Raw genomic sequence first — 23995 nt, forward strand, 5'->3', positions numbered from 1 at the left:
AAATCTACCCGCGCGCGGAGCGGGAAGCCACCCCGGGACCTACCTGTTGCCCATCCGGCGCTTCAGCTCCGCGAGGCGATCCTCCAGGTTCTCCTCCCTCGTGGGCCCGGATTCGAATTCCCGGTCGAAGGCGGCGGCGGCTTCGGCCTCGGACTCGGTGCCCGAGACCTTGTCTCCCATGCGGTCGAAGTCGCGGAAGAGGTCGTCGGCCCTGCCCAGGGTCTCGCGCGCCTCCGTCCGCCCCGCGGTGGCGCCGAGGGCTTCGCTCTTCTGACGCGCGACCTTGATCTGCTCCAGCATCTCGTCCACGTCGCTGCGGCAGACGGTGAGTTCGCGCAGAATCGCCTCCGCCTTGTCCTCGAGCACCTGCGCTCGCTCCTCGTGCTTCCGGGCGAATTCCTCCGCCACGCGCACCGTTTCCTCATCGCCGATGCGCTCGGCCTGCTGCTGGCGGCGGCGGCAGACGTCGGCCTGCTCCGACTCGCGCTGCGCGCGGACCCGGGCCGCGGCGAGGTCCTTCTCCAGCTTGGAGACGTACGCCTTGGCGTCGGTGGCTTCGCGGTACATGCCCGCGAGCAGGCCATCCACCGCCTCGGGGATCTGGTCGCGATTGAGTTCGGTCTTGAAGTTTTCGACGGCTTCCCGGAACGCAGCTCGGAGCTTCGCGAACATGTGACGTGGATGTCCTTCCCGGGATGGCCCTCGGGCCCGGCTGGCGCCGCTCAGTTCAGGTAGGGTTCGATGCGCTGGGCGAAGGAGTTGCGGGCCCGGTGCAGGCGGCTCTTCACGGTGCCCAGGTTCACGCCGGTGATCTCCGCGATCTCGTCGTAGCTCTTGCCGTCGAGCTCGCGCAGGCGGAACACCATCCGGTGATGCTCGGGCAACTGGGCCACCGTGTCCTCGACAAGCCTCTTCAGGAAGCGCTTGCGGTAGAGCCCGTCCGGGGACATGGAGGAATCCTCGAACTGGAGGGGCCGGGGATCGTCTTCCCAGCGGCTGCGCAGCACCTGAAAGAGCACCACGGGGCTGCGGGACCGGTTGCGCAGCTCGTTCTTGGAGAGATTGCTCGCGATGGTGTAGATCCAGGTGGAGAACTTCTTGCTGGTATCGAAGCGCTCGAGGTGCCGGGCCACCCGGATGAAGGCCTCCTGGGTGAGGTCCTGCGCGCGGTCGGCGTCGCCCGTCTTGCGGACGATGAAATGGACGAGGCGCTCGCGGTACCGGTTGAAGAGCCTGGTGAAGGCCCCGCGGCGGTCGTTCAGGTGCGACACCACCAGCTCCTCGTCGCTCATGCAGTCGAGCGGGAGTCTGGAGAGCAGGTCCGGTTCGCGCAGTTTCGACTCCGCCATCGGCTTCTCCTTCACACCTCCACCATACACCCCGTACCCCCCGCCATCCCCGTGAGCCGTGCGGAAGCAATGCACGTCAGACCGATGCGCCGGCCTGCGGGAGCGCGGGTTCCCTGCCTCGGAATATGCCCGCTCAGCACGCGTTGCTCAAGTATGACACGGCACCTGAAGCAATCGCTCAACGGGACGAGAATCGTGCCCGCGGGCCACGGTCCTTCGCGGTCCCCGTGGACAGTCAGACGGGACGCCGCTCCAGCGACAGCAGCGTGCCGCCCTCGGAGATGCCTTCGTAGAGAGCCTTTTCGGGCGCGGGCTGCCGGTCGCGGGAGGCGAGCGCCTCCTCCGCGCCCGCCGCGACCTCGTCGGCGACCAGTTCCTCGATCGCCCGCAGCTCGTCGGGATCGACGCCCCGGGCCTCGAGATACGCTTCGAAGAGGCCCACCGGATCCCTGCGTCCCCACCGCTCGAACAGTTCCGGAGGGAAGGTCTCGCGGGCCTCGCGCTCGTCGTGGGTGGCGTGTCCGCCCATGCGGAAGGTGGAAGCGACGATGATGGCGGGACCATCGCCGGCCCGGCAGGCGTCCGCGGCCATGCGCGTCACCGCATAGACGTCCAGGATGTTGTTGCCGTCGCAGTTCCAGCCCCGAACCCCGTACATCGCGGGCCAGGCCTCCAGGTCTCCGGCGCCGTGCTGCTCGAGCGGAGTGCCGAGCGCCACCTGGTTGTTCTGGATGATGAAGATGGCCGGAAGACGCTGGACGGCGGCGAGGTTCAGCCCTTCGTGGCACTCGCCGGTCTTGGTGGCGCCGTCGCCGATCCAGGTGAGCGCGACGCGCTTCTGACCCAGGTTGCGGAAGGCCAGCGCCACGCCCGCCATCACGGGCACGTTGGTGCCCATGTGGCTGATGGGCTGGATGACGCCCTTGGCCAGCGCGCCGATGTGGAGATCGCGCCCCCCGTTGGGCCCGTCCTCGGTCGCGAGGTAGCCGCGGAAGATGTCGGCCACCGGCATCCCCATCATGTGGCAGGCCCCGGCGTTGCGGATCATCGGGCTGACGATGTCGCGGGTGGGGTCGAGCGCGCGCACGCTGCCGACCGTGACCGCCTCCTCGCCGGTGGCGAGCCACGCCTTGGAGATGACGCCCTGGCGCACCCACCGCTTGAGTCCGATGTCGTGAAGGCGCGTCGTCAACAGGTCGCGGTAGAAGGCGAGCAGGTCGTCCTCGGAGAGCTCGGCGACGAGCGCGGCGCGCGAGGGTTCGGCCAGCGTCTGCTCGAACGCGCGCACCAGCTCCGCGTCGGCTTTCCAGTCCTGGTACTCGGGCGGGTCGAAGGCGGGGTAGCGCTTCATGGGACGCCGGCCCCGACCGGAGCGGCGGCCCGGCTCGGGCGCACTGATGCGACTGCGGGACGTCCGATCATCGATCTGCCGTGGCTGCGCGATGAACCCGATACGTGCACATGTCCTGCACGACCCGGATCCCCCGGGCGCGCGCTTCGGCCGCTGCCTCGTCGGCACGGATGTTCTGTTGCAGCCAGACGACCGGGCGCTCCGGGCGGGCGGCAGCCTCCGCCAGGTGGGTTCCCGCCTCCTCGGAGGGCCGGAAGACCACGACCATGTCCAGGGGCTCCGCGACCTCCGCGAGCGACTTCCGTGCGGGCCTTCCCAGGATGCGCGCCGCGAACGGGTTGACGGGCAGGATGTCGTACCCCTTGGTCGCCAGGTACGACGGCACCCGCCGCGCCGCCTTGGCGGGATCCCGGGAAATGCCCACGACCGCGATCGTCCTCACGGAGCGCATGATGTCCAGCAGCTCCGCGGCATCCGGATTGTCCGGATCCGAGGACTCCTGGAGCAGGACATCGAGCGCGGTCAGGTTGGTCATGGATGGGGCATGGGGGTGGATCGCGCGCCCGTTCGGCATCGGCCGGCGGGCGCGCACCGGCGGCGGGCAGGGCGTCAGGATACTGGATGGGGACCGGGGGAGCAATGGCGCGCCGGGCCGGGCAACGGTTGCTCGCAGTTCGCCGCATCGCCATCATCCCGGGCGTCTGCATTCCGATCATCTTCGGCGTGCGTGGTTTCGGAAGGAGGCCATCTGGGTATGCCTGGTGCGCTTGGATACATCCTGTTTTTCGTCGCGGTCGCGGCCCTGCCCGTGGTCTGGCGCGTGTCGGGCCAGCGGACAGCCGCGCGGTACCGGCGCGCGCTCGAGCGCCTCGGCGCGGAGGCGCGCTCCGGGAAGATCGAGGGAGACGACTCGTCGCTGCCTGCCGGGGTCAGAGCGGTCCGCCAGCGCCTCTCGAGCGGGTGGATGCCGGTTCGGGGCGCATCGCCGGAGGTGCTCGCGCGCCTCGCGCAGTTCCTCCAGACAGCCGTCGTCAAGCCGCTCGTACAGGCCCTGCACGCCCGCGGCCGCGGCGTTCGTCCCCGCATTCAACAGGCCCTCGACGCCATCGAGGACATCGAGTTCTACGCGGAAACGCCGGAGCTGGCACGCGCTTCCATCGACCTGGCCGAGGCGGTGCAAGGTGTCGCCCGTGAGTTCCAGAAGGCCTTCAAGGTGGAGGTGAAGCTGGATCTGCCCGGGGAGCCGGTGCCGTGCCGCGCGGACCTCGCTGCGCTGCAGGATGCCGTCTACATGATTCTGGCGAACGCCGGGCGTCACGGGGACGGAAAACCGATCGGGATCTCGCTTCGGAACGCCGCCGGCTCGGCGCGGATTGTGGTGCGCGATGCGGGCGAGGGTTTCTCGGACGAGGCGCTGGGGCGCGCGGCGGAACCCTTCTTCAGCACGGTCCCGGGGGCACTGGGACTGGGGCTGACCCACGCCCGCTACGTCGTCCAGGCCCACGGCGGGACCCTGGAGGTGCGCAATCGCGGGGGAGGCGGGGAGGTGGTGGTGGAGTTGCCGCCGGGGGAGGGCTGAACGTCCCCCTTCAGGCACGGAAACCCGCGCGGTCAGGCGCCCGGTCCGCTCATCGGGAGTTGCGGGGGCGAACCTCACCGGCTTCGACGGTCCGGCGCCTGCCCCGCCACCAGCGCGGGACGGTTGTGGCGTGCACGTCGTAGCGGTGCCGCAGGTCGATGATGTCGCGGGGGGAACCGAGGATGGTCAGGCGGTCGCCCTGCTCGATGACTGTGTCGTCATGCGGGACGACGAGCTGTCCGCGCCGCCGGATCATGGCCGCCAGGGTGCTCTCGGGCAGCCCCATGTCGTGGATGGTCATTCCCGCCAGCGAGCTGCTCGCCCCTTCACGCAGCACCTCGACCACGAGCATGCGTTCGTCCCGCAGCATGACCTCGCGCAGCTCCAGGTTGTCTTCCGCCTCGAGCCACTCGGTTAGGAAGCTCTCGTCGTCCACGCGGCCCGCGATCTGGGCCAGGATGCGCAGATGGCGGCCGGAATCGGGCTCCGGGCTCGCCAGGAAGAACGCCGCCTGGATGAGCTCGTCGTCCGCCGGCGGGACGTCGGGTTCGCCGACATCGATTTCGATCCCCCCATGGACGCGGGCGAGGACCATGCGGTGACCCGGAATCGAGTCGAGGCGCAGATGTTCCAGGACGACGCCCTGGGATACCGGCGTCAGGCCGCTGCCGCTGTCCTCAAAGAAGCCCTGAGCGAGCCTGTCGGCATCCACATCAAGCTGTTCCGACAGCACCTGTGATGCACGGTCCACCAATTCGGAGAAGCGGACGGCGTCCTGGTAGTCCAGCACCGCCGAAGACGCCATGAGTTCCTCGAAGGGATCCGCGTCGCGCACCCCCTTCTCCTTGAGGATCTGGAGCAGCTCCCCTTCCAGCCCCTGGTTGCGCTGCTGGCCCAGCCGCTCGAAGACGTGGTAGATGGCGCCCTCCCGGCGCACGTGATCGCGGGTGTAGAGGCTGTACCAGAGGAGCCCGAAGGCGACGAAGGCGACGCTCAGGAGGGTGGCGAGCCAGCCCATCTCGACGATCAGCGGAAAAGGGATGACGATGCCGATGATCTGGACCCAGGGGTACAGGGGCGCGCGGAAGCCGGGGTCGTAGGGGGCGAGCCCGCTCTCGCGCATGACGATCACGGCAAGGCAGGCGAGGGCGAACATGATGAGCTGGAAGGCGCTCGCCAGCTTCGCGATGCTGGACGGGTCGAAGAGCAGGAGCCAGAGGACGATCAGCCCCACGGTGGCGAGGACGGCGACCCAGGGCGTGCCCCACCGGCTGATGCGGCGGAGCGCGGCCGGCAGGACGTGGTCGCGGCTCATGGCCAGCGGGTAGCGGCTCGCGGACAGCACTCCGGCGTTGCCCACCGATGTGAAGGCGAGGATGGCGGCCACGGTCATGACGGCTTCTCCCGTGCTCCCGGACACCGCCCTGGCCATCGCTGCCGCGGGCGCCAGGTTGCCGCCATCGGCGGAGAGCGCCTCGACCCCGATCGCCCCGACCATCGCCCAGGTGCCGAGGACGTAGACGAGCAGCACCGTCACGAAGGCCAGCAGCATGCCCAGCGCCAGGTTGCGGTCCGGGTTCCTGACCTCCTCGGAGACCGAGGCGACGTGGGTGAGCCCCATGTACGACACGATCACCAGCCCGACGGTGGCGAAGAAGGGAGAGGCGCCCAGCTCGAACGCGCCTTCGAAGACGCCGGGGTCGACGGCGGTGACGCCGGTCCCGATCAGCCATCCCAGCATGGCCAGCAGCAGCACGGTCAGGACCAGCTGGATGGAGCTGGTCTTCTTCGCGCCGAAGAGGTTGACCGCGCCGAATCCCGCCGCGAAGGCGAGGGCGATGGGGCCGGCGGGCGCGTCGGGATAGTAGACCTGCAGGTAGGCGCCGAGTCCCACCAGCGCGAAAGCGGACTTGAGGGTGAGCGTGGTCCAGGTGCCGAATCCGCCGATCGCCCCGACCCGCTGGCCCATGCTGCGGTCCAGGAAGTAGTAGATGCCGCCGGCGCGGGGCATGGCGGTCGACAGCTCGGCCATGCTGAGGATGCCCGGCAGGAGAAGCAGGCCCGCCAGCAGGTAGGCGAGGGGGATCGACCCCCCGGCCTGCGCGGCCGCAAGACCCGGCAGCAGGAAGAATCCCGAACTCAGGGTGGCGCCGGTCGCGATGGCGTAGACGTCGAAGAGCCCGAGTTCCCGCTTGAGTTTCGCCATCAGATGGTCTCTCTACTCCACGTACCCGTACACGTGGTAGAGCATGGCGTACACGACCAGCCCGGTCACCGACACGTACAGCCAGATCGGAAAGGTCCAGCGCGCCAGGCGGGCGTGCTCGGTGAAGCGCTCTCGGCCCGCGAGGAACAGCAGGCGGATGATGAGGGGCGCCACCACCACCGCGAGCACCATGTGCGAGAACAGGATGGCCAGGTAGACCACCCGGGCGGTTCCCTCTCCGGCGAACGTGTGGGTGCCGGTGAGCGAGAAGCGGATGACGTAGAAGACCAGGAAGAGGCCCGACGCGCTCGCCGCCGAGATCATGCACAGGCGATGGCGGGGGATGTTGCGCGCCCGGATGAAGGCGAATCCGGCCACCAGGAAGCTGGTGCTGAGCAGGTTCAGCGAGGCGTTGACCGGTGCCAGAAAGTTGCCGAGCGCCTCAGCGTCCATGGAATGCAGCGGCGCCATCGGCAAGCCGCAGCTCGGGTTCATGCCCGTAGGTTGCGAGCCCCACGGTCAGCGAGAGGAGCAGCGCGGCCAGCAGCGTGTGCAGCGAAACGGGCGCAACCGCGAGCCCGCTGCTCACCGAGAGGAAGCCCACGGTGACCTGGGCAAGCACCGTGACCAGCGCTCCCGCGGCGAGGGCCGGGAGCGGGGCGGCGGCCCTCCGGCGCAGCACGAAGACGGCCAGCGCGAGGGTCGCAAGCGCCACCAGAATGCCCAGCAGGCGGTGGCCGAAGTGCAGAATCACCAGCGGGTGCTCGAGGGGAGGCACCACCTGGCCCATACAGAGCGGCACGTCCGGACAGGCCATGCCCGCGTCGGTGTGGCGCACCACCGCGCCCAGCACCGACTGCGCCAGCACCAGTGCGGCCACCCCTCCCGCCATCCTCCCCAGCGTCGCCCGCGCCGCACCCGCCAGGCGCGCTCCTCCGCCCCATCCCCGTGCCGTCACGACCGTCATGACGGTGGCCAGGCCCAGGAAGAGGAACGCGAGCGCCAGGTGGGAGGACGAGATGGCGTCCGGCAGGCGCATCAGCACGGTGAGGCCGCCGAGCACCGACTGGACGATCAGCAGCACGATCCCGGCCAGCCCGGCCCGGTGCAGCCACCGGCGCTCCGGCTGTCGGCGCCAGGTCAGCCAGGCGGCCGCCGCGAACAGCAGAACCAGCCCGCCCGCCACCAGCCGGTGCAGGTGCTCCCAGAAGACGCCGCCGGTCATCTCCGGCATCATGGTGCCGAAGCAGGTCGGCCAGTCCGGGCAGGCGAGGCTCGACCCGGTCGCGTGCACGATGCTCCCCAGGAGGAGAAGCCCAAGGGTCCATCCCAGGACGGCGGCCAGGGCGATGTGGTGAAGGCGCGCGCTCACGGGCACCCTGCGCTAACGCGCCGCCACCGCGGCTTCCCAGGCCCGTTTCGCCGCCGTGGGACCGGAGGAGGCGCTGGCCTCGGCCTCTTCCATCGCCTCCAGGTCGGCCATCGTGACCACGCCCTCCTCCAGCCACCCGTAGGTTCCCTCCATGGCCCTGGCGGCCACGTCGTACGCCGCGACATCGTCGTTGGAGAAGAGGGCGGCGAAGTGGGCCTTGATGCGCCGCCGCGACTGCCTGCAGAACAGGTCCGCAAGATCCTCCGGAGAGGAGTCGCCGGGGTTCTTGGCGGCCAGCATGTCGACGCGAACGCTGACGGCGGTCATCGCGAAGAGCTCGGATCCGATGTCGACGATGCGGCCCAGCACGGCCTGGCGCTTCTCGAGCCCCGCCCCGAACCGGAGCATGCAGTGGAACAGGGAACGCGCGAGCTTGCGCGAACTGCGCTCGATGAATCGCATGTGCCCCGCCAGGCGCCCGAATTCCGAGAATCTGGGCCAGCGGCTCCAGCCCACCCAGCGCGTGGGGTACCACCAGGCATAGTGCAGCCCGGCGCGCACCAGCGCGGCCATCCGCTCGCCCAGCGGCGCCCGCGGATCCACCAGGGCCCCGGCCAGCTTGAGGTGCTGATCCACCGCCTCGCGCGCGATGAACAGGCGCATGATCTCGCTCGAACCCTCGAAGATGCGATTGATGCGCACGTCGCGGAGCAGGCGCTCCACGGGAGCAGGCATTTCCTCGCCCCGGGCACGCAGGGAATCGGCGGTCTCGTACCCGCGGCCGCTGCGCATCTGGACCGCGTCGTCGGCCAGCGCCCAGGCGGTTTCGCTGTTCCAGAGCTTGGCCATGGCGGCTTCGATGCGGATGTCGAAGGTCCCGGCGTCGGCCATCACCGACGACAGCTCCATGACCGCTTCCATGGCGAAGGCGTTCGCGGCCATCCGGCCCAGCATCTGCGCGACGGCGTCGTGCCTGCCCACCGGGGCGCCCCACTGAACCCGGTCGCCGCACCAGCGGCGGCACATGTGCAGGGCGGACTTGCCGGCCGCGGCGCACAGGGCCGGAAGCGACAGCCTGCCCGTGTTCAGCGTGATGAGCGCGAGCTTGAGGCCGAGCCCCTCTCCCCAGAGCAGGTTCTCGCGCGGCACCCGCACGTTGGTGAAGCGCAGGACTCCGTTGGAAAGCCCCTTGAGCCCCATGAAGCGGCTGGTGTGCACCACCTCCACCCCGGGCCAGGCCTTGTCCACGATGAAGGCGGAGATGGGCCGCTTGCCCTTGACGCCCGCGCGCGCCGGTGTGCACGCCATGACCACCAGGAGCTCCGCCCGCGGTCCGTTCGTACACCAGAGCTTCTCGCCGTTCAGGATGTACGCGCCGCCGTCCGCCGTGGGCGTGGCGGTGGTCGACATGTTGGCGGGATCGGAGCCGGCTTCCGGTTCGGTGAGCGCGAAGGCGGAGAGCGCTCCCGCGGCCAGCCTGGGGAGGTAGGCCCGCTTCTGCGCCTCGGTGCCGAAGTAGGAGAGAGGCTGGGGCACGCCGATGGACTGGTGCGCGGAGAGGAACGCGGCGGTGGAGATGCAGCGGCTTGCCACGATCTCGAGCGCGCGGTTGTAGGTGATCTGCGAGAGTCCGAGGCCGCCGTATTCGCGCGGGATCTTGATGCCGAAGGCGCCCAGGGCGCGCAGTCCGTCCAGCACCTCCTCGGGAACCCAGGCGTCGCGGTCGACGGCGTCGCCGTCGATATGGTGGCGCGCAAACTCCTCGAGCTCTCTGAGGAAATGATTCCCCCGAAACTGCTCACCGGGGTCGGGCAGCGGATGGGGATGGACCCAGTCCACACGGAAGCGGCCCGAGAACAGCGACCTGACGAAGCTCCGCTGCTTCCAGCGCTTTTCGCGCGCGCTCTCCGCGACCTCGCGTGCTTCGCGCTCGCTGGCGTGGCCCCGGGCCGGGTGTGGCGTCATTCGCGGCTCCGTTGAACGGCTAGCCCGTGGTCTCGAGCAGCGAGCGGCCGATCGCGGCGACGCCCGCCCAGATCAGCGCCAGCGCGATCGCGGCGGATACGGCGTGCGGTGCATAGGTGCGCGCCTCCTCGGGACGGCGCCGCATCACCGAAACCGGCAGCTGCGCCACGGCGGCCGCGATCGCCATGGGCAGGATGTGCCCCATGAGCGCCGTGCTGAAACTGCCCGGTATGGTGAGGATGACTGCCACCCCGAGCAGGATCTGCAGGTGCAGCGATCCCGCGAACATGGATGCCAGCACGCGCATGGGGCGATCGTAGCGCCGGCCGGTCGCCATTCCCACGAGGGCGTAGAGTATGCACGCCACGCCAAACAGCAGGACCAGGTAGCGAACTCCCGAATGGGCCATGAACATGGGGGCAGGACTCCTTGTCGGTTATTGGAAACGGGGATTCGCCATCAGCGGAGGCCGCCTGCGTCCTCCAGCTCCTCGCGGGCGCTTGCGAGGAGGGCCTCGACGCGCTCCTTCTGCTCGCGGTGGGTCGCCGTGGGCGGATAGAGCGAACCTTGGCGGACGCCCCCGCCGTTCATCGACTGGTAGATGCCGGCCAGCGCCGCCCCGCCCTGGTTGAGGGCCTCGATCCGGTCGCCTCCGGCGCCGCCCCCGCCCCTGCCGCTCAGCTCGTCCCGCACCCGCTCCACCTCCTGCCTCAGCGCCAGCACCTCCGACAGGAACTGCTCGCGCTCCCGGTACTGGGCCAGGGTGACCGGCAACTCCGGATCACCCGTGACCACCAGGCTTTGTTCCGAGGTCGCGCCGCGAGCCTCGAGCATCACCCGGAAGGTGCCGGGGGACACGAAATGGCCGCGGTCCTCGATGGTGCGCGCCAGTCCCTCCACATTGTGGGCCCGCCACTGCGTCGAGCTGCCGGGAAGCGGATGCCGGAGATCCCAGTTGATCCTGTGCACACCCGAAGAACCGGGTACCGAGAGCTCGCGCACGAAGTTCCCGCGCTCGTCCTCGATGACGATGCGCGCCGGGCCGCTTCCCTCGCCGAGGCTGTAGGTGATGATGGCCCCGTCCACGGGATTCTCACCCGCATAGGGCTCCTGGGCCCGGTACGAAGTGTCCTTCCAGTACTGGAAGATGGCCGCTGACCGGATCGGGAAGAGGTGCGCGGCAGCCGAGGCCACCCGGTCGTTCCACGCGGCGAGCGCCCCGAGGTCGTCCAGAATCAGGATGCCCCGCCCGTGGGTACCCATCACCAGGTCCCTGTCGCGCGGATGGATGACGAGGTCGTCGTAGGCGGTGGTGGGCGCGGGCATCCTCGCCCAGGTGGCGCCCGCGTCGGTGGAGGCGAACAGCCCGTGCTCGCTGCCCGCGAAGACCAGCTCGGGGTTGTCGGGATGCTCGGCGAGCGAATTGACCGAACCGCCCGCCTCGAGCCCGACGCTCAGGTCGAGCCAGGTGGCCCCCGCATCCTCGGTGCGGAACACGTAGGGGGCGAAATCGCCGCTGCGGTGGGCGTCGAAGGCGACGTAGGCGACATCCTCTCCCCGCACCGAGGGAAGGATGCGGCTCACGTAGGTGCCGTCCGCCACCCCGTCGATGTTTCCGGAAAGCTCGGTCCAGGTGGACCCCCCGTCGCGCGACAGCTGCACGTTGCCGTCGTCCGTGCCCACCCAGAGGACGTCGCCGTCCAGGGGCGACTCCGTGATGATGGTGATCTCGCTGAAGCCGCTCGTGCCGTCGTTGCGCGACAGGCCGATGTCGGTGCCGCGCACGCCCATGATCTCCAGGGCGTCCCGGTCGATCTGGCGGGTCAGGTCCTCGGTGCGCGTCCAGCTGTTGCCGTGGTCGCGGCTGATGAAGAGCCGGTTGCCGGCCGTGTAGACCAGGCCCTCGGTGTGCCGGGACACGAGCGAGGGCGACACCCAGTCGAAGCGATAGCGGTCCTCTCCCTCGGGAGGCTGGGGACGGATGTCGAGCTGGTCTCCGGTCTCGGTGTCCACGCGCACGTAGCCGCCGCCGTTGGAGTTCACGTAGACGTAGCGGGGATCGCGCGGATCCGCCTGCTGGTACATGCCGTCGCCGAAGCCGGTCTGGCGCCAGTCGTCGTTGAGGATGCCGGCCCAGCGCCGGGTGCGCGACGGCCCCGCGAAGGAGTGGTTGTCCTGGAGCCCCCCGTGCACCCAGTACGGATCGCGCATGTCCACCCCGATGGCGTAGAACTGCGCGATGGGGATGTTGTTGATGCGGCGGTAGTTGACGCCGCCGTCGTAGGTCTCGTGCAGCCCGGCGTCGCCGGCCAGGTAGAAGTGCTCGGGATCGGCCGGGTTGATCCACATGGTGTGCTTGTCGGCGTGTACGCCCACGTCGTAGGTGGGGCGCGCCGAGATGTCCTCCCAAGTGCGTCCCCCGTCGCGGCTGCGGTAGGAGGACGTCGCCAGGGTGTACACCACGTTTTCGTCGTTGGGGTCGATGTAGATGTGGGAGTAGTACATCGGGCGGCCGTTCAGGTCGCTCATCTTCTCCCAGGTGTCGCCGCCGTCCGTCGAGCGGTACGTCCCGGTGTCTTCGGTGTGCTCGATCAGCGCGTTGAGCACCATGGGATTGGAACGGGAGATGGCCAGGCCGATGCGCCCCTTGTCTCCCGCGGGAACGCCTTCGGTCAGCTCCTCCCAGGTGTCGCCACCGTCCGTCGAACGGTAGATGCCGCTGCCGGGACCGCCCCCGTTGAAGCCCCAGGCGGTGCGGCGCCGCTGGTACATCGCCGCGTAGACGACGTCGGGGTTTTCATGGTTGAGGACGAGGTCGATGGCCCCGGTGTCCTCATCCACGTACAGGACCTTGCGCCAGTTGCGGCCGCCGTCGAAGCTGCGGAAGACGCCCCGCTCCTCGCTTGCGTTCCAGAGATCTCCGCTGGCCGCCACGTAGACGACGTCGGGGTTGCGCGGATGGACCTGCACCTCGGCGATGTGCCGGGTGGCCTCCAGTCCCAGGTGCTCCCAGCTCTCCCCGCCGTCGTCGCTGCGGTAGATGCCGTTGCCCCACGAGGTGCTCTGCCGGTTGTTCTGCTCCCCTGTGCCCGCGTACACGACCCGTGGATCGGAGGGTGCGAGAGCCACGTCGCCGAAGGTGTTGACCTCCATGTCCTCGAAGACGTTCACCCAGGTGTGCCCGCGGTTGAGGCTGCGCCAGAGGCCGCCCGAGGCGGTCGCGACCCAGAGCACGGACGGATCGTCCGCGAGCGCCTCCACGTCGTGGACCCGCCCACCCGTAACTGCGGGGCCTATGGACCGGGGACGGAAGGCCTCCAGCTGGGCTTCGGAGATGGGCGCGGATTGCGCGGCAACCGCAAACGGGAGCGAGAACGCCAGCAGCAGGCTTCCGAGAGCGCCTGCGCCGACTCTCCGCAAATGGACGAACATGCTGATTCTCCTGACACGAAGAGACCCGGCCGGACGGCGAGGGATGAGACGGGAGACGCCTTTTCCGGCACTGATTACGGCCCGAAAAAGAATCGTATCCGCGCCGGTTCGGTGCAAGCCGACGACCGTCAGAATCCCCACTCGGGAGGTTCCGCGCCGCCCCCGGACGGTGCACGCCCGCTGAAGCGCTCGAGGGCCTGGCTCACCGCTTCGAGCACGTCGTCCGGCATGTCGCTGGCCGTCAGCATCCAGTCCAGGTAGTCGGGCGCGTTCGCCGCCACTTCCGAGAGGCGCGTCCCCCGATGCTTGCCGCGGGCGAAGACGTAGCTCTCGAGGTCGCCGCCCGAGAACCACTTCTGAAACTCCGTCAGAAAAGGCCTGAACTCGTCGCAGTAGGCATGGAGCCCGTCGATGTCGTCGGGAAGATTCGGGTAGCGGGCGAGCTGCGCGGCGAGGACGCGGGCGGTCATGAGGACATCGCCCCGGGCCGTGTGCGCATCCTCACCGTGATCCTCCTCGAGGTAGAAGCGGGCGGCGGCGGCCAGGTCGCGCGGTTCCTCCCGGTGAAAGATCAGTTGGGCGTCGATGAGCCGGCGGCCCTTCACGTCGAAGGGAATGTCCGCGCGCCGGAACTCCTCGAGCAGGATGTGCAGGTCGAAGCCGCGGATGTTGAACCCGGCCAGGTCGCACTCCTCGAGCAGGCCGGCCAGGCTGCGCGCCCGGCGGTGGAAGGGCTCTTCACCGGCAACGTCGGCGTCGCTGATGCCGTGGACCGCGGAGGCTTCGGCGGGGATGGGGATTTCCGGGTTGAAGCGGCGAACCCTGTCCACGACCCGGCCATCCGGATACAGGATGAGCAGCGCCAGCTCGACGATGCGGTCTTCGCTGCGGTTCAGACCGGTGGTTTCGAGGTCGAGGAAGGCGACGGGACGGGCCAGGCTGATGGGGAGCGCAGGATCCATGGGCGATGGGTCAAGGGGGCTTCGGCGGCGCGGGCGCGCACATCCGGCGGCCGCCCCGCCCGGGTGCGATTCCGGGAGCGTTGAGTCTGGCAGCGGCAAAGCCGCAATGCCAGATTGGCGGCGGATCGGCTCGTCCGGAAGATTGTCGGCTGATCCCGATTCACGGCACCGGGCGGGGCACGAACGCATCTCCGGGGGGCGCTACGGTACGCGTGGGAGTCGACCCGCCCGCGACTCTGAAGCGCCAGACGACGATGGCGCCTATCGCGATTCCTCCAGCCGCTGCGAGGACCGCGGTCATGCGCGAATTCAGCTCCTTCTGCTGCAGTTCGGCGATGTGGCCCAACGGGATGCCCACCGTGTCGATACCCGTTCCGAAGGCCTGGCCCGCGCGGGCCAGCACCGCGGAACCCACCACCACGTACAGGCTGTCGGAGTCCGACCCCACGACCTCACCTTCGGGGTTCGGACTCTGCCGGCCCGTCCGCATCTCGAAGCTCTCCTGACCCGAGCGGGTGAGCAGGGCCCGCGCCCGGGATCCGGGAGCAATGCCCTGTACTCCCTCCACGGCGCGATACGAGTAACAGCCCGCCATCGCCCAGGCGATGCAGCCGGCCAGCAGGAAAACCGCCGTCCTTCCTGCGGTCATCAGTGCCCTCATCAGGTCCTTCCTCGAGATGCTCTTCGGCTACTGACCCGGCGGCAGGATCTCGTCGAGCCGTCCCTCGAGCCGCCGTTTCAGGGCCCGGTGTCCCTCGGTGGGCGGATAGAGGGAGCCGGGTCGAACGGCCTCCCCGTTCAGCGCGACGTAGAGGCTCTGCGCCTGCTGCTGAAGACCGGCCAGTTCCTGGTTCGCTTGGCCCGAAGCCCCCTCCCGAGCCTGCTCGATGCGGTTTAGGGTCGAGAGCAGGCCCAACAGGAAGGTCTCCCGACCCCGCTGCTGGGTCGGGGTGATCAGGTCGGCCATCATCGGATCCAGCTCGACGCTGACTTCACGGGTCCGCTCCTCGCCCCCGGCCGCGATGGTGACCGCGTAGGTGCCCGCGGAGACGAACGGCCCTCGCCGCTCGATGGTCCGCGGAAGCTCGGGGGAGCCCTGGCGTTCCCAAGTCTCCATCGGGTCGGACGGCACGCCGTGGCGAAGATCCCAGTTTACCCTGTGTACGCCCGCTTCTCCGGGGACCCGCATCTCCCGGACCACTCCGCCACCGGGGCCCCTGACGGTCAGTGTGGCGTCTCCGCCGCTACCGGATCCGATCCGGTAGGTGACGGCAACCCCGTCGTCAGGGTTCCTCCCGTGGAACTCCGCGTTGCCCCTGTACGAGGTATCCTTCCGGTAGCTGAAAACGGTCCCGTCCCGGATGGAGAAGAGGTGGAGCGGTGCGGAGACTATGTCCGCGGTCCATTCCGCCAGGTATCGCGTGTCGTCCAGGATCAGGACGCTCAGTCCGTGGGTCCCGAGCACCAGGTCCTTCTCCCGGGGGTGGATCAGCAGGTCGTCGTAGAGGGTCGTCGGGAGATTGGGCACCTTCGCCCAGTTGGCGCCCGCGTCGGCGCTGGCGAAAACGGCGTGCTCGGTGCCGACGAAAAGCACATCCGGGTTGTCGGAGTGCTCCGCCAATACGTTCACGGAGCCCGACGGCAGACCGGCGGCCAGCGACTGCCAGGTGCGGCCGAAGTCCGTGGTCCGGGCCACGTAGGCCTCGAAGTCCCCGTCTCGGTGCGCGTCGAAGGTGGCGTAGGCTGTGCCGGGCGCGGCGGCCGAACCCACCACCCGGCTCACATAGGTGCCGTCCGGGACGCCCTCAACGTTGCGGCCCACCTCCGTCCAGGTATCGCCGCCGTCGCGGGAGACCTGGACGTTGCCGTCGTCGGTGCCCACCCAGAGGATGTCGGGGTCCAGGGGGGACTCGGCGATGGTGACGATCGAACCGTAGTTCGACACCCCATCGTTCCTCGAAATCCCTATGTCCGTCCCGCGCACGCCCATGAGTTCCAGGGCGTCAGGGTCGATGGCTCGGGTCAGGTCCTCGGTCCGCTGCCAGCTCTCGCCCCGGTTCGGGGAGATGAAGAGGCGGTTCCCGGCTACGTACACGCGCTGCGGATCGTGCTGCGACACCAGGCTCGGCGAGACCCAATCGAAGCGGTATTGCTCACCCTCGGGCGGGCGGGGACGAATGTCGAGGATGTCGCCGGTTTCGGTATCGACCCGGGTATAGGCGCCGTTCTGGGAGTTGCCATAGGCGTAACGGGGGCTGGTGGGATCCGGCTGCCAGTACATCCCGTCGCTGAAGCCGATCTGTCTCCAGTCGTCGTCGATGATCCCGATCCAGTGACGGGTGCGGGAAGGACCCATCCACGAGTGGTTGTCCTGCGATCCCCCGTAGACCTGGTAGGGATCCTGCATGTCCACGCCGATGTCGTAGAACTGGGCGATCGGCAGGTTGTAGGATGCCCGAAAAGTCTGCCCGCGATCGTAGGTCTCGTAGAAGCCGCCGTCCCCCGCCAGGTACAGGTGATCCGGGTCGCTCGGATCGATCCAGAGCGCGTGGTGGTCCCCGTGGACGCCCACGTCGTAGGTGAACGTCTCCGCGATCAGCTCGAAGCTCCGGCCGGCGTCCTCGCTCTTGAAGGCACTGCCGCCCAGGATGTAGACCCGGTCCGCTTCGTTGGGGTCGATAAAGATCTTCGAGTAGTACATGGGCCGGGGATTCAGGTCGTTCACCTTGCTCCAGCTGTCCCCGCCGTCCTCCGAGCGGTACGTCCCGGTCCCTTCGTCCGTACCGTGCTGGATGGTTGCCATCACCACTGATGGATCGCTCGCGGTTACCGCCAGGCCGATCCGCCCCTTGTCGCCCGCCGGGATCCCTTCGGTGATCTCGGTCCAGCTCTCGCCTCCGTCGGAGCTCCTGAAGATCCCGCTTCCGGGCCCTCCGCCGTTGAAGCCCCAGGCCCGGCGCAGGCGCTGGTACATGGCGGCGTAGACGACGTCGGCGTTCGACGGGTCGAGAGCCAGGTCCGTCGCGCCCGTCCACTGGTTCGCTCCGGCGAGCACCTTGCGCCAGCTGTTGCCGCCGTCGGTTGTCTTGTAGACACCGCGCTCGTCGGACCCGCTCCAGAGGTTGCCCTGCGCGGCCACCCAGGCGACGTCCGGGTCATCGGGGTGCACCGTGACCCGTCCGATGTGGCGGGTTTCCTCCAGTCCCAGGTGCCGCCAGCTGTCGCCCCCGTCGTCGGAGCGGTAGACCCCGTTGCCCCAGGACGTGCTCTGCCGGTTGTTCTGCTCTCCCGTTCCGGCGTACACGATCCGGGGATCCGACGGAGCAATGGCCACGTCGCCGAAGGTGCTCACGGGCATGGCCTCGAAGACGTTCGTCCAGGTGTGGCCGCGGTTCGTGGTCTTCCAGAGACCACCCGACGCCGTGGCCGCGAAGATCGTGGATGGATTGTCCGGCAGGGCCTGCACCACGTGTATGCGGCCGCCCGCGGCCGTGGGCCCGATGGCACGGGGCTGGAAGGCCTGCAGGTCCGCCGTGCTGACGGGGGCCGGAGACTGGCCGAGAAGGGGCCGCGCCAAGACCGATGGCGCAAGGGCCAGCAGCACGAAACCGAGAAAGGAAACTGCGTACCAGGAAGGGGAGATTCGGCAGGTCGACATCGGGGCACTCCTTGTCCAGCGGGAGGGGGAGGGCAGGACCGCCCGGCTGATCTTCACAACGGCGGAAGCTCCCCCACATCCAAGATTCCCACGGATGCTCCGGAGGCGCAAGGAAGGAGGCCGGCGCCGCCGACACAGGTCGTGGATTCGCGCCGTCGAGGTTCGACACCTAGCTTGAATATTGGTCGTCTCGATGCAGGAACGGATGGAAGGGGAGATGCCAACCCGGGTGTCGGAAGGCGGGCGACACCCCGGCTTGGTCTTCATCTCCCTCGCTGTAGTGCCCTGTTGGACATCCCCTCCCCGCCCTCCCTGGTAGCCCGGCTGCCGGGATCGACCGCGTGTCCCGGTATCCGCTTTGCGGTGCATCGCAGTTTGGAGGTTGAAGATGCGCCTCACCGTGGTCCGTCCCGTAGTCGTATCTTCGATCATCCTTTTGCTCGCCGGACTGGCCTGCGGGGGAGAGCCTGACGCCGCGGTGCCCGGCACCGTGGCACCCGCCACGCTTACGCCCGAACTCCTGGAAGGCCTGCGCTTCCGCTCCATCGGCCCTGCCGTCACGGGTGGCCGCATCCACGACATCGAAGGGGTGCCCGGCGATCCCTCGACCCTGTACGTAGCCAGCGCGTCCGGCGGGCTGTGGAAGACGGTGAACAAGGGGACGACCTGGACCCCGGTCTTCGACGACCAGCCGGTCAGCACGTTCGGCGACGTTGCCATCGCCCCTTCGAATCCGGACGTCGTCTGGGCGGGGACCGGCGAGCAGAACAACCGCCAGAGTTCCTCGTGGGGGAACGGCGTCTACCGCTCGACCGATGCCGGGAGCACCTGGTCGCACCTCGGGCTCGAGAACACGCGACATATCGGGGAGATCGAGGTCCACCCGGAGAATCCGGACATCGCCTATGTCGCGGCCCTCGGCAACCTCTGGGCGGCGAGTGCCGAGCGCGGTGTCTTCAAGACCACGGATGGCGGGCGGACGTGGGAGCAGGTGTTGTTCATCGATACGGTGACCGGTGTCGTGGACCTCGTCATGGATCCTGCGAACCCGAACACGCTGTTCGCCGCCGCCTACCAACGGCAACGCCGCGTCTGGGGCTTCAACGGCGGCGGACCGGGGAGCGAAATCCACAAGACCACCGACGGCGGCCGCACCTGGCGCCTGCTCACCAACGGTCTGCCTGCAGGCGACAAAGGGCGCATCGGCCTGGCCATCTCCCGCTCCAACCCCCGGGTCCTGAACGCCATTATCCAGGCGGACAGCGCCGGCCAGGGCGTCTATCGCAGCGAGGACGGCGGCGAGACCTGGACGCGGGTGCACAGCCGCAACGAGCGGCCCATGTACTACAGCAAGATCTTCATCGACCCCGAAAACGACCAGCGCGTCTATACCCTGGCCAGGTACTCGTGGCGGAGCGAGGACGGCGGCCATACCTGGACCCAGATCGGGAGGCCGCCCACCTACGACGTGGGCGTCAAGCCTGATCAGCACGCGCTGTGGATCGATCCCACCGATACCCGACACCTGTACGTGGGCACCGACGGCGGCCTCTTCGAGAGCTGGGACCGAGGCGAACTGTACATGAAGATCGACAACCTGCCGATCGCCCAGTACTACGCCGTCGGCGTCGACATGCGCGACCCGTATTACATCTACGGAGGCCTCCAGGACAACCACTCCTGGATGGTCCCCAGCGCCACGCGCCACTGGTCCGGGATCCTGCGTGACGACTGGGCGCAGATCGAGTTCGGAGACGGGATGTACCACCAGCCCGATCCCACGAACCACCGCTTCATCTACTCCAACGCGAACGGCGGCAGGCTCACCCGCGTGGATGCCGAGACGGGCGACATCCTGGCCCTCAAGCCGCACCCACCCGCGGGCGAGGAGGAGTATCGGTTCGACTGGGTGACGCCGACCCTGCTCTCCCGGCACGACCCCGATGTCATCTACCTCGGAGGCAACCGCCTCTTCGTCTCCCGGGACAGGGGCATTTCCTGGGAACGCACGGAGGATCTCAGCCGGCAGGTCGACCGTGATACGTTGCGCATCATGGATGTCCGCGGGGAGGACATCACGCTCGCGAGGAACGACGGCACCGGTTCGTTCGGGGAGATCGTCGCGATCGCCGAGTCTCCGCTCGACCGGGACGTGCTCTGGGCCGGTACCGACGACGGCAACCTTCAGGTCTCGCGGGACGGTGGCGCGACGTGGACCGAGGTGGGGCGGAACGTGGAAGGCGTCCCGGACGGAACCTACGTCAGCCGGGTCGTCGCATCGGTCACGGGGGCCGGCGTCGCCTATGCCACGTTCGACGCGCACCGCGAAGGCGATTTCGCTCCCTACGTCTTCCGCACCGGGGATTTCGGCGGGACCTGGGAGCCCCTCATGGAAGGGCTGCCCTCGGGGTCGGTCAACGTCATCCGCGAGCATCCGGGCAACCCGAATCTGCTGTTCCTGGGCACGGAGCATGCCCTGTTCGCCTCCGGCGATGCGGGCGCGAACTGGGTGAGTTTCGGCTCGAATCTTCCCACCACGCTCTACGACGACCTGGTAATCCACCCCCGGGACGACGACCTGGTCGTGGCCACCCACGGGCGCGGCATCTGGATTCTGGACGACCTGACCCCGCTCGTGCAGTGGTCGGCCGCCGTCGCGGACGCCGACGCACACCTCTTCACCATCCAGCCAGCGACGATATTCCAGTTCCGCAAGGACGACATGTACCGCGGCAACCACGAGTTCGTGGGCGAAAACCCGCCCTTCGGCGCGGTCATCAGCTACTACCTGGGCGACACCGCGCCTGCCGTGCGCGTCACGGTCGCGAACGGCCAGGGTGAGACGGTGCGCACGCTGGAGGGGCCCGCATCCCCCGGCATTCACCGGGTCGTCTGGGATCTGCGTCACGAACCGCCGCCGTACGATGCCGCTCTCGGGCTGGTCGAAGTGGGAGATCCGCCGCTGCCCGGACCGCCGGGCGTGCTTCCCCACCCGGTGACCCCGAGGGGACCCTTCGTCGCACCCGGCACCTACCGCGTGACGCTCGAGGCCGGAGACGCCCCGATTACCGGCGATGTCGTCGTGAGACCCGATCCGCTCATGCCCATGATCGCGCAAGGAGATCATGAGGAACGGGAGCGCTTCCTCGTGGAGCTCCTGGCGCTGCAGGGGCGCGCCTTCGACGCGCTCGGACGCGCCGAAGCGCTCGACGAGCTGGCCGACGGAAGCGGGCGCGACCGTCTCGAGACGCTGCTCCGCGACATCTACGGGCTCGCGGCTGAATTCAATGGAAACGGCGTGAGGCCGGGAAGCCTCTACCCACCCACCCCAACCCACCGGCAGCGCTACGCGGCATTTGAGAGCTCGCTGGCCGACGCGGTGGAAGAGTTGTCAGAGGAGGAGGCGCGGACCGGAGCTGCAGGTTAGCCGGCCCGTGACGGGGCCGTGACCGGTTCATGGCGCCCGGAAGGACCCACGAAAGGAGGGACTCATGAGTTGGACAGACGTTTATCGCAGAGTATTCTCTGCGCAGGCCTTGAGAACGTTGCTCAAGGTGTGCGCCGCGGTACTGGTCCTTCTGGCGGTGCCCGCGCACGGCGCCGCTCAAACCGGGACCGTGACGGGGCAGGTGACCGATGCCACCACCGGACGGGGCCTGGTCGGGGCCCAGGTCTTCCTGGTGGGCACCCAGATCGGAAGCCTTGCCGGTGGCGAGGGCCGCTACCTGATCCTCGGAGTGCCCGCCGGCACCCACCAGGTTCAGGTGATGTTGCTCGGCTACCCGACCGAGACCCAGGAGGTCACCGTCCAGGTCGACCAGGCCGCGGTGGCCGATTTCGCCCTGACGCCGCGGGCCATCGATCTCGACGAGATCGTCGTGACCGGGACGGCCGGTGCCGTCGGCCGCCGGGAGGTCGGCAACAGCATCTCGGCCATCAACGCCGAGGATGTCCGGGGGCGCGCCATCAAGACGATGGACGACGTCCTGGCGGCCAGTGCCACCGGCCTGGACATCCTCTATACCGGAGGAGATGCCGGCTCCGGGGCCACCATCCGCATCCGCGGGGTGAACTCCATAACCCAGGAGAACGAACCCCTCATCTACGTGGACGGCATCCGCGTCTACAGCGGGCACTACATACCCCCGAAGTCGGGACCCCTGCCAGGCCTCACGACCGCGAGCACCCCCGGTCAGAGAAGCTCGCCCCTGAACGACATCAACCCGGAGGACGTCGCCCGGGTCGAGGTGATCAAGGGGGCCGCTGCGACCACGCTCTACGGCACGGAGGCTGCGGGAGGCGTCATCCAGATCTTCACCAAGTCCGGGACGGGTCTCCAGCAGGGCGTTACGGTCTGGGATGCGAAGATCACGCAGGGCGTCTCCCACCTGCCGGCCCAATGGGGGCCGCATGGACGGCCCTCGGAGGCATGGTTCAACACCTACGGCCCCGAGTCCGAGGGCATCTTCCTCGACCAGTGGCTGGACTACGGCTACTTCCAGGAGTACAACCTGTCGGCCCGGGGGCGGCGCGACGAGCTGACCTATTTCCTGTCGGGCCGCTGGCTCGGTGACGAGGGCGTTTTCCCCTCTGACCAGCAGTCCAGGGAGTGGACGGTGCGGGCGAACACTTCCTTCGCCCCCAGCTCCGCCATCACCATCGGCTTCAACAACCACCTCAGCCGGCGGCGGGTCGACTGGATCGCCAACGGGGGCGAGGCGGAGGGCTTCATGCTGAACGTCCTGCGGGGCAGCAGGGACTACACCGAGGACCAGGACGAACTGGTCCTCGAACTCGACTTCGACGACCACCAGACTCACTGGATTTCCGGCATCGACTTCGGCTATCAGCCGACGACGGCCCTGGAGATGAGAGCGGCCCTGGGCTTCGACTACGTCGAACAGGAGCACATCGCGGACACGCCATTCGGCTCCTGGTTCGTCCCGAGGGGCGAGCGGGGGCTCGCCGGCTTCCGAACCGAGACGAAGACCATCGACTTCCGTACCACGTACCGCGCCGATGTGGGCGGGATTGCGACGAACACGTCGGCCGGATTCGCGGTCTTCGACAACCTCGTCAGGCATACGCACGGCCTCTCGACGACGTTTGCCGGTCCGCAGGAGCCCACCCTCACCTCCGGAGCGGTTCGGCAGGTGGTCGAAAACCGGCTCCGGGAGGTCAACGCGGGCTTCTTCGTCCAGGAAGTGCTCGGCTTTGCGGACAGGGTTTATCTGACCGGGGGTCTGCGCGTGGACGGCAACAGTGCATTCGGCAGCGACTTCGGCCTCCAGACATATCCCAAGCTCTCGGGCTCCTATGTCATCTCCGATGAAGCCTTCTGGCCCGCGGCGCTTGAGGTGACGAAGCTCCGGGTGGCCTTCGGAGAGTCCGGCAAGGCGCCCGGCTTCTTCGACGCCGAGAGGGTGTGGTCGCCGATCCAGACCAAGACCGGCCAGCCCGGCGTGAGCCCGCAGAACCTGGGGAATGCCGCCCTGGGACCGGAGCGCACCCGCGAGATCGAGGCCGGCTTCGAGATGAGCGCGTGGGACGGACGCGTGGGCCTGGACTTCAGCTACTACTACCAGCGGACTCTGGACGCCCTGGTGCCCGTTGCGCTGGATCCGACCCTGGGTTTCCAGGGGTCACAGCTCCTGAACATCGGCACGATCGACAACAAGGGGATCGAAGTGGGGCTCGATACCGAGCCCGTGCGCACCCGCAATCTCTCGTGGCAGCTGGGTCTGGGCCTCGCCACGAACAAGTCCGAGGTCATCGATCTGGGCGATGACGACGCGGTTCAGATCGGGGGCCGGATCTGGGCCCGCGAGGGCTACCCGCTGGCATCCTACTTCGACTTCCAGGTGACCAACCCGGACGAGATCGCCGAGCCCGTATACGCCGAGGATCCGGATCCGCGCTTCGGCCGCAGAGTCTTCATCGGGCCGGTGTTCCCGGAACTCAACTGGACCGTCTCCAGCGCGGTCCGGATCGGAAACAACCTCCAGATCTCCGCCCGAGGCGAGTTCAAGGGTGGGCAGGTCATGTTCAGGCGCATCGCCGGAGGGTCAAATCCCGGCAGGAAATCGGCTAACTACTTACAGGGCTGCACGATCTGCGTTTC

16 protein-coding genes are annotated in these 23995 nt (G+C 68.5%); 3 read left to right on the forward strand and 13 right to left on the reverse strand.

All coding sequences use genetic code 11. The annotated features are described in order from the left end of the window. Positions 1–39 precede the first annotated feature (39 nt). The 4 genes from OXU32_11665 to OXU32_11680 all read right to left on the reverse strand — a co-directional run bounded on the left by OXU32_11665 (position 40) and on the right by OXU32_11680 (position 3235). Complete coding sequence (locus OXU32_11665) at positions 40–672, reverse strand: hypothetical protein (protein ID MDE0074608.1); 633 nt, start codon at positions 670–672, stop codon at positions 40–42. Positions 673–722: 50 nt separating this feature from the next. Beyond that, on the reverse strand, positions 723–1349 hold the full coding sequence (locus OXU32_11670) for a sigma-70 family RNA polymerase sigma factor (protein ID MDE0074609.1): 627 nt from the start codon (positions 1347–1349) through the stop codon (positions 723–725). Between the two features lie 235 nt (positions 1350–1584). Next, on the reverse strand, positions 1585–2700 hold the full coding sequence (locus OXU32_11675) for a thiamine pyrophosphate-dependent dehydrogenase E1 component subunit alpha (protein ID MDE0074610.1): 1116 nt from the start codon (positions 2698–2700) through the stop codon (positions 1585–1587). Positions 2701–2767: 67 nt separating this feature from the next. Continuing rightward, complete coding sequence (locus OXU32_11680) at positions 2768–3235, reverse strand: CoA-binding protein (protein MDE0074611.1); 468 nt, start codon at positions 3233–3235, stop codon at positions 2768–2770. Between the two features lie 219 nt (positions 3236–3454). Here OXU32_11680 and OXU32_11685 point away from each other — a divergent pair, with 219 nt between their 5' ends. After that, positions 3455–4279, forward strand: coding sequence for a HAMP domain-containing sensor histidine kinase (locus tag OXU32_11685; protein ID MDE0074612.1), 825 nt, complete (start codon positions 3455–3457; stop codon positions 4277–4279). A gap of 49 nt (positions 4280–4328) precedes the next feature. Here OXU32_11685 and OXU32_11690 read toward each other — a convergent pair whose 3' ends face one another. From OXU32_11690 to OXU32_11730, 9 genes are all read right to left on the reverse strand, one after another. Further along, positions 4329–6485: an amino acid permease gene (locus tag OXU32_11690; protein ID MDE0074613.1), complete on the reverse strand. Its 2157-nt coding sequence runs from the start codon at positions 6483–6485 to the stop codon at positions 4329–4331. 12 nt (positions 6486–6497) lie between these two features. Beyond that, on the reverse strand, positions 6498–6956 hold the full coding sequence (locus tag OXU32_11695) for a DUF420 domain-containing protein (GenBank protein MDE0074614.1): 459 nt from the start codon (positions 6954–6956) through the stop codon (positions 6498–6500). Then, positions 6928–7857: a COX15/CtaA family protein gene (locus OXU32_11700; GenBank protein MDE0074615.1), complete on the reverse strand. Its 930-nt coding sequence runs from the start codon at positions 7855–7857 to the stop codon at positions 6928–6930. Before OXU32_11700 ends, OXU32_11695 begins: the two co-directional genes overlap by 29 nt. Positions 7858–7869: 12 nt before the next feature. Continuing rightward, the gene (locus OXU32_11705; protein MDE0074616.1) at positions 7870–9822 is read right to left on the reverse strand and encodes an acyl-CoA dehydrogenase family protein; all 1953 of its coding nucleotides are present in this window, start codon (positions 9820–9822) and stop codon (positions 7870–7872) included. 19 nt (positions 9823–9841) lie between these two features. Next, positions 9842–10237, reverse strand: coding sequence for a hypothetical protein (locus tag OXU32_11710; protein MDE0074617.1), 396 nt, complete (start codon positions 10235–10237; stop codon positions 9842–9844). Positions 10238–10281: 44 nt separating this feature from the next. Further along, positions 10282–13254: a hypothetical protein gene (locus tag OXU32_11715; protein ID MDE0074618.1), complete on the reverse strand. Its 2973-nt coding sequence runs from the start codon at positions 13252–13254 to the stop codon at positions 10282–10284. 128 nt (positions 13255–13382) lie between these two features. Further along, entirely contained in the window at positions 13383–14216 is an 834-nt protein-coding gene (locus OXU32_11720; GenBank protein ID MDE0074619.1) for a 3'-5' exonuclease, read from the reverse strand. Between the two features lie 160 nt (positions 14217–14376). Then, positions 14377–14877: a hypothetical protein gene (locus OXU32_11725; protein ID MDE0074620.1), complete on the reverse strand. Its 501-nt coding sequence runs from the start codon at positions 14875–14877 to the stop codon at positions 14377–14379. Between the two features lie 27 nt (positions 14878–14904). Next, complete coding sequence (locus tag OXU32_11730) at positions 14905–17874, reverse strand: glycosyl hydrolase (GenBank protein ID MDE0074621.1); 2970 nt, start codon at positions 17872–17874, stop codon at positions 14905–14907. Positions 17875–18262: 388 nt separating this feature from the next. Between OXU32_11730 and OXU32_11735 the strand changes: the two genes are divergently transcribed. Then, positions 18263–21301: a hypothetical protein gene (locus OXU32_11735; protein MDE0074622.1), complete on the forward strand. Its 3039-nt coding sequence runs from the start codon at positions 18263–18265 to the stop codon at positions 21299–21301. Between the two features lie 64 nt (positions 21302–21365). Beyond that, a partial coding sequence (locus OXU32_11740) for a TonB-dependent receptor (GenBank protein ID MDE0074623.1) occupies positions 21366–23995 on the forward strand: 2630 nt, incomplete at its 3' end.

Source organism: Gammaproteobacteria bacterium, assembly GCA_028819075.1.
GTDB lineage: Bacteria > Gemmatimonadota > Gemmatimonadetes > Longimicrobiales > Gaopeijiaceae > BD2-11.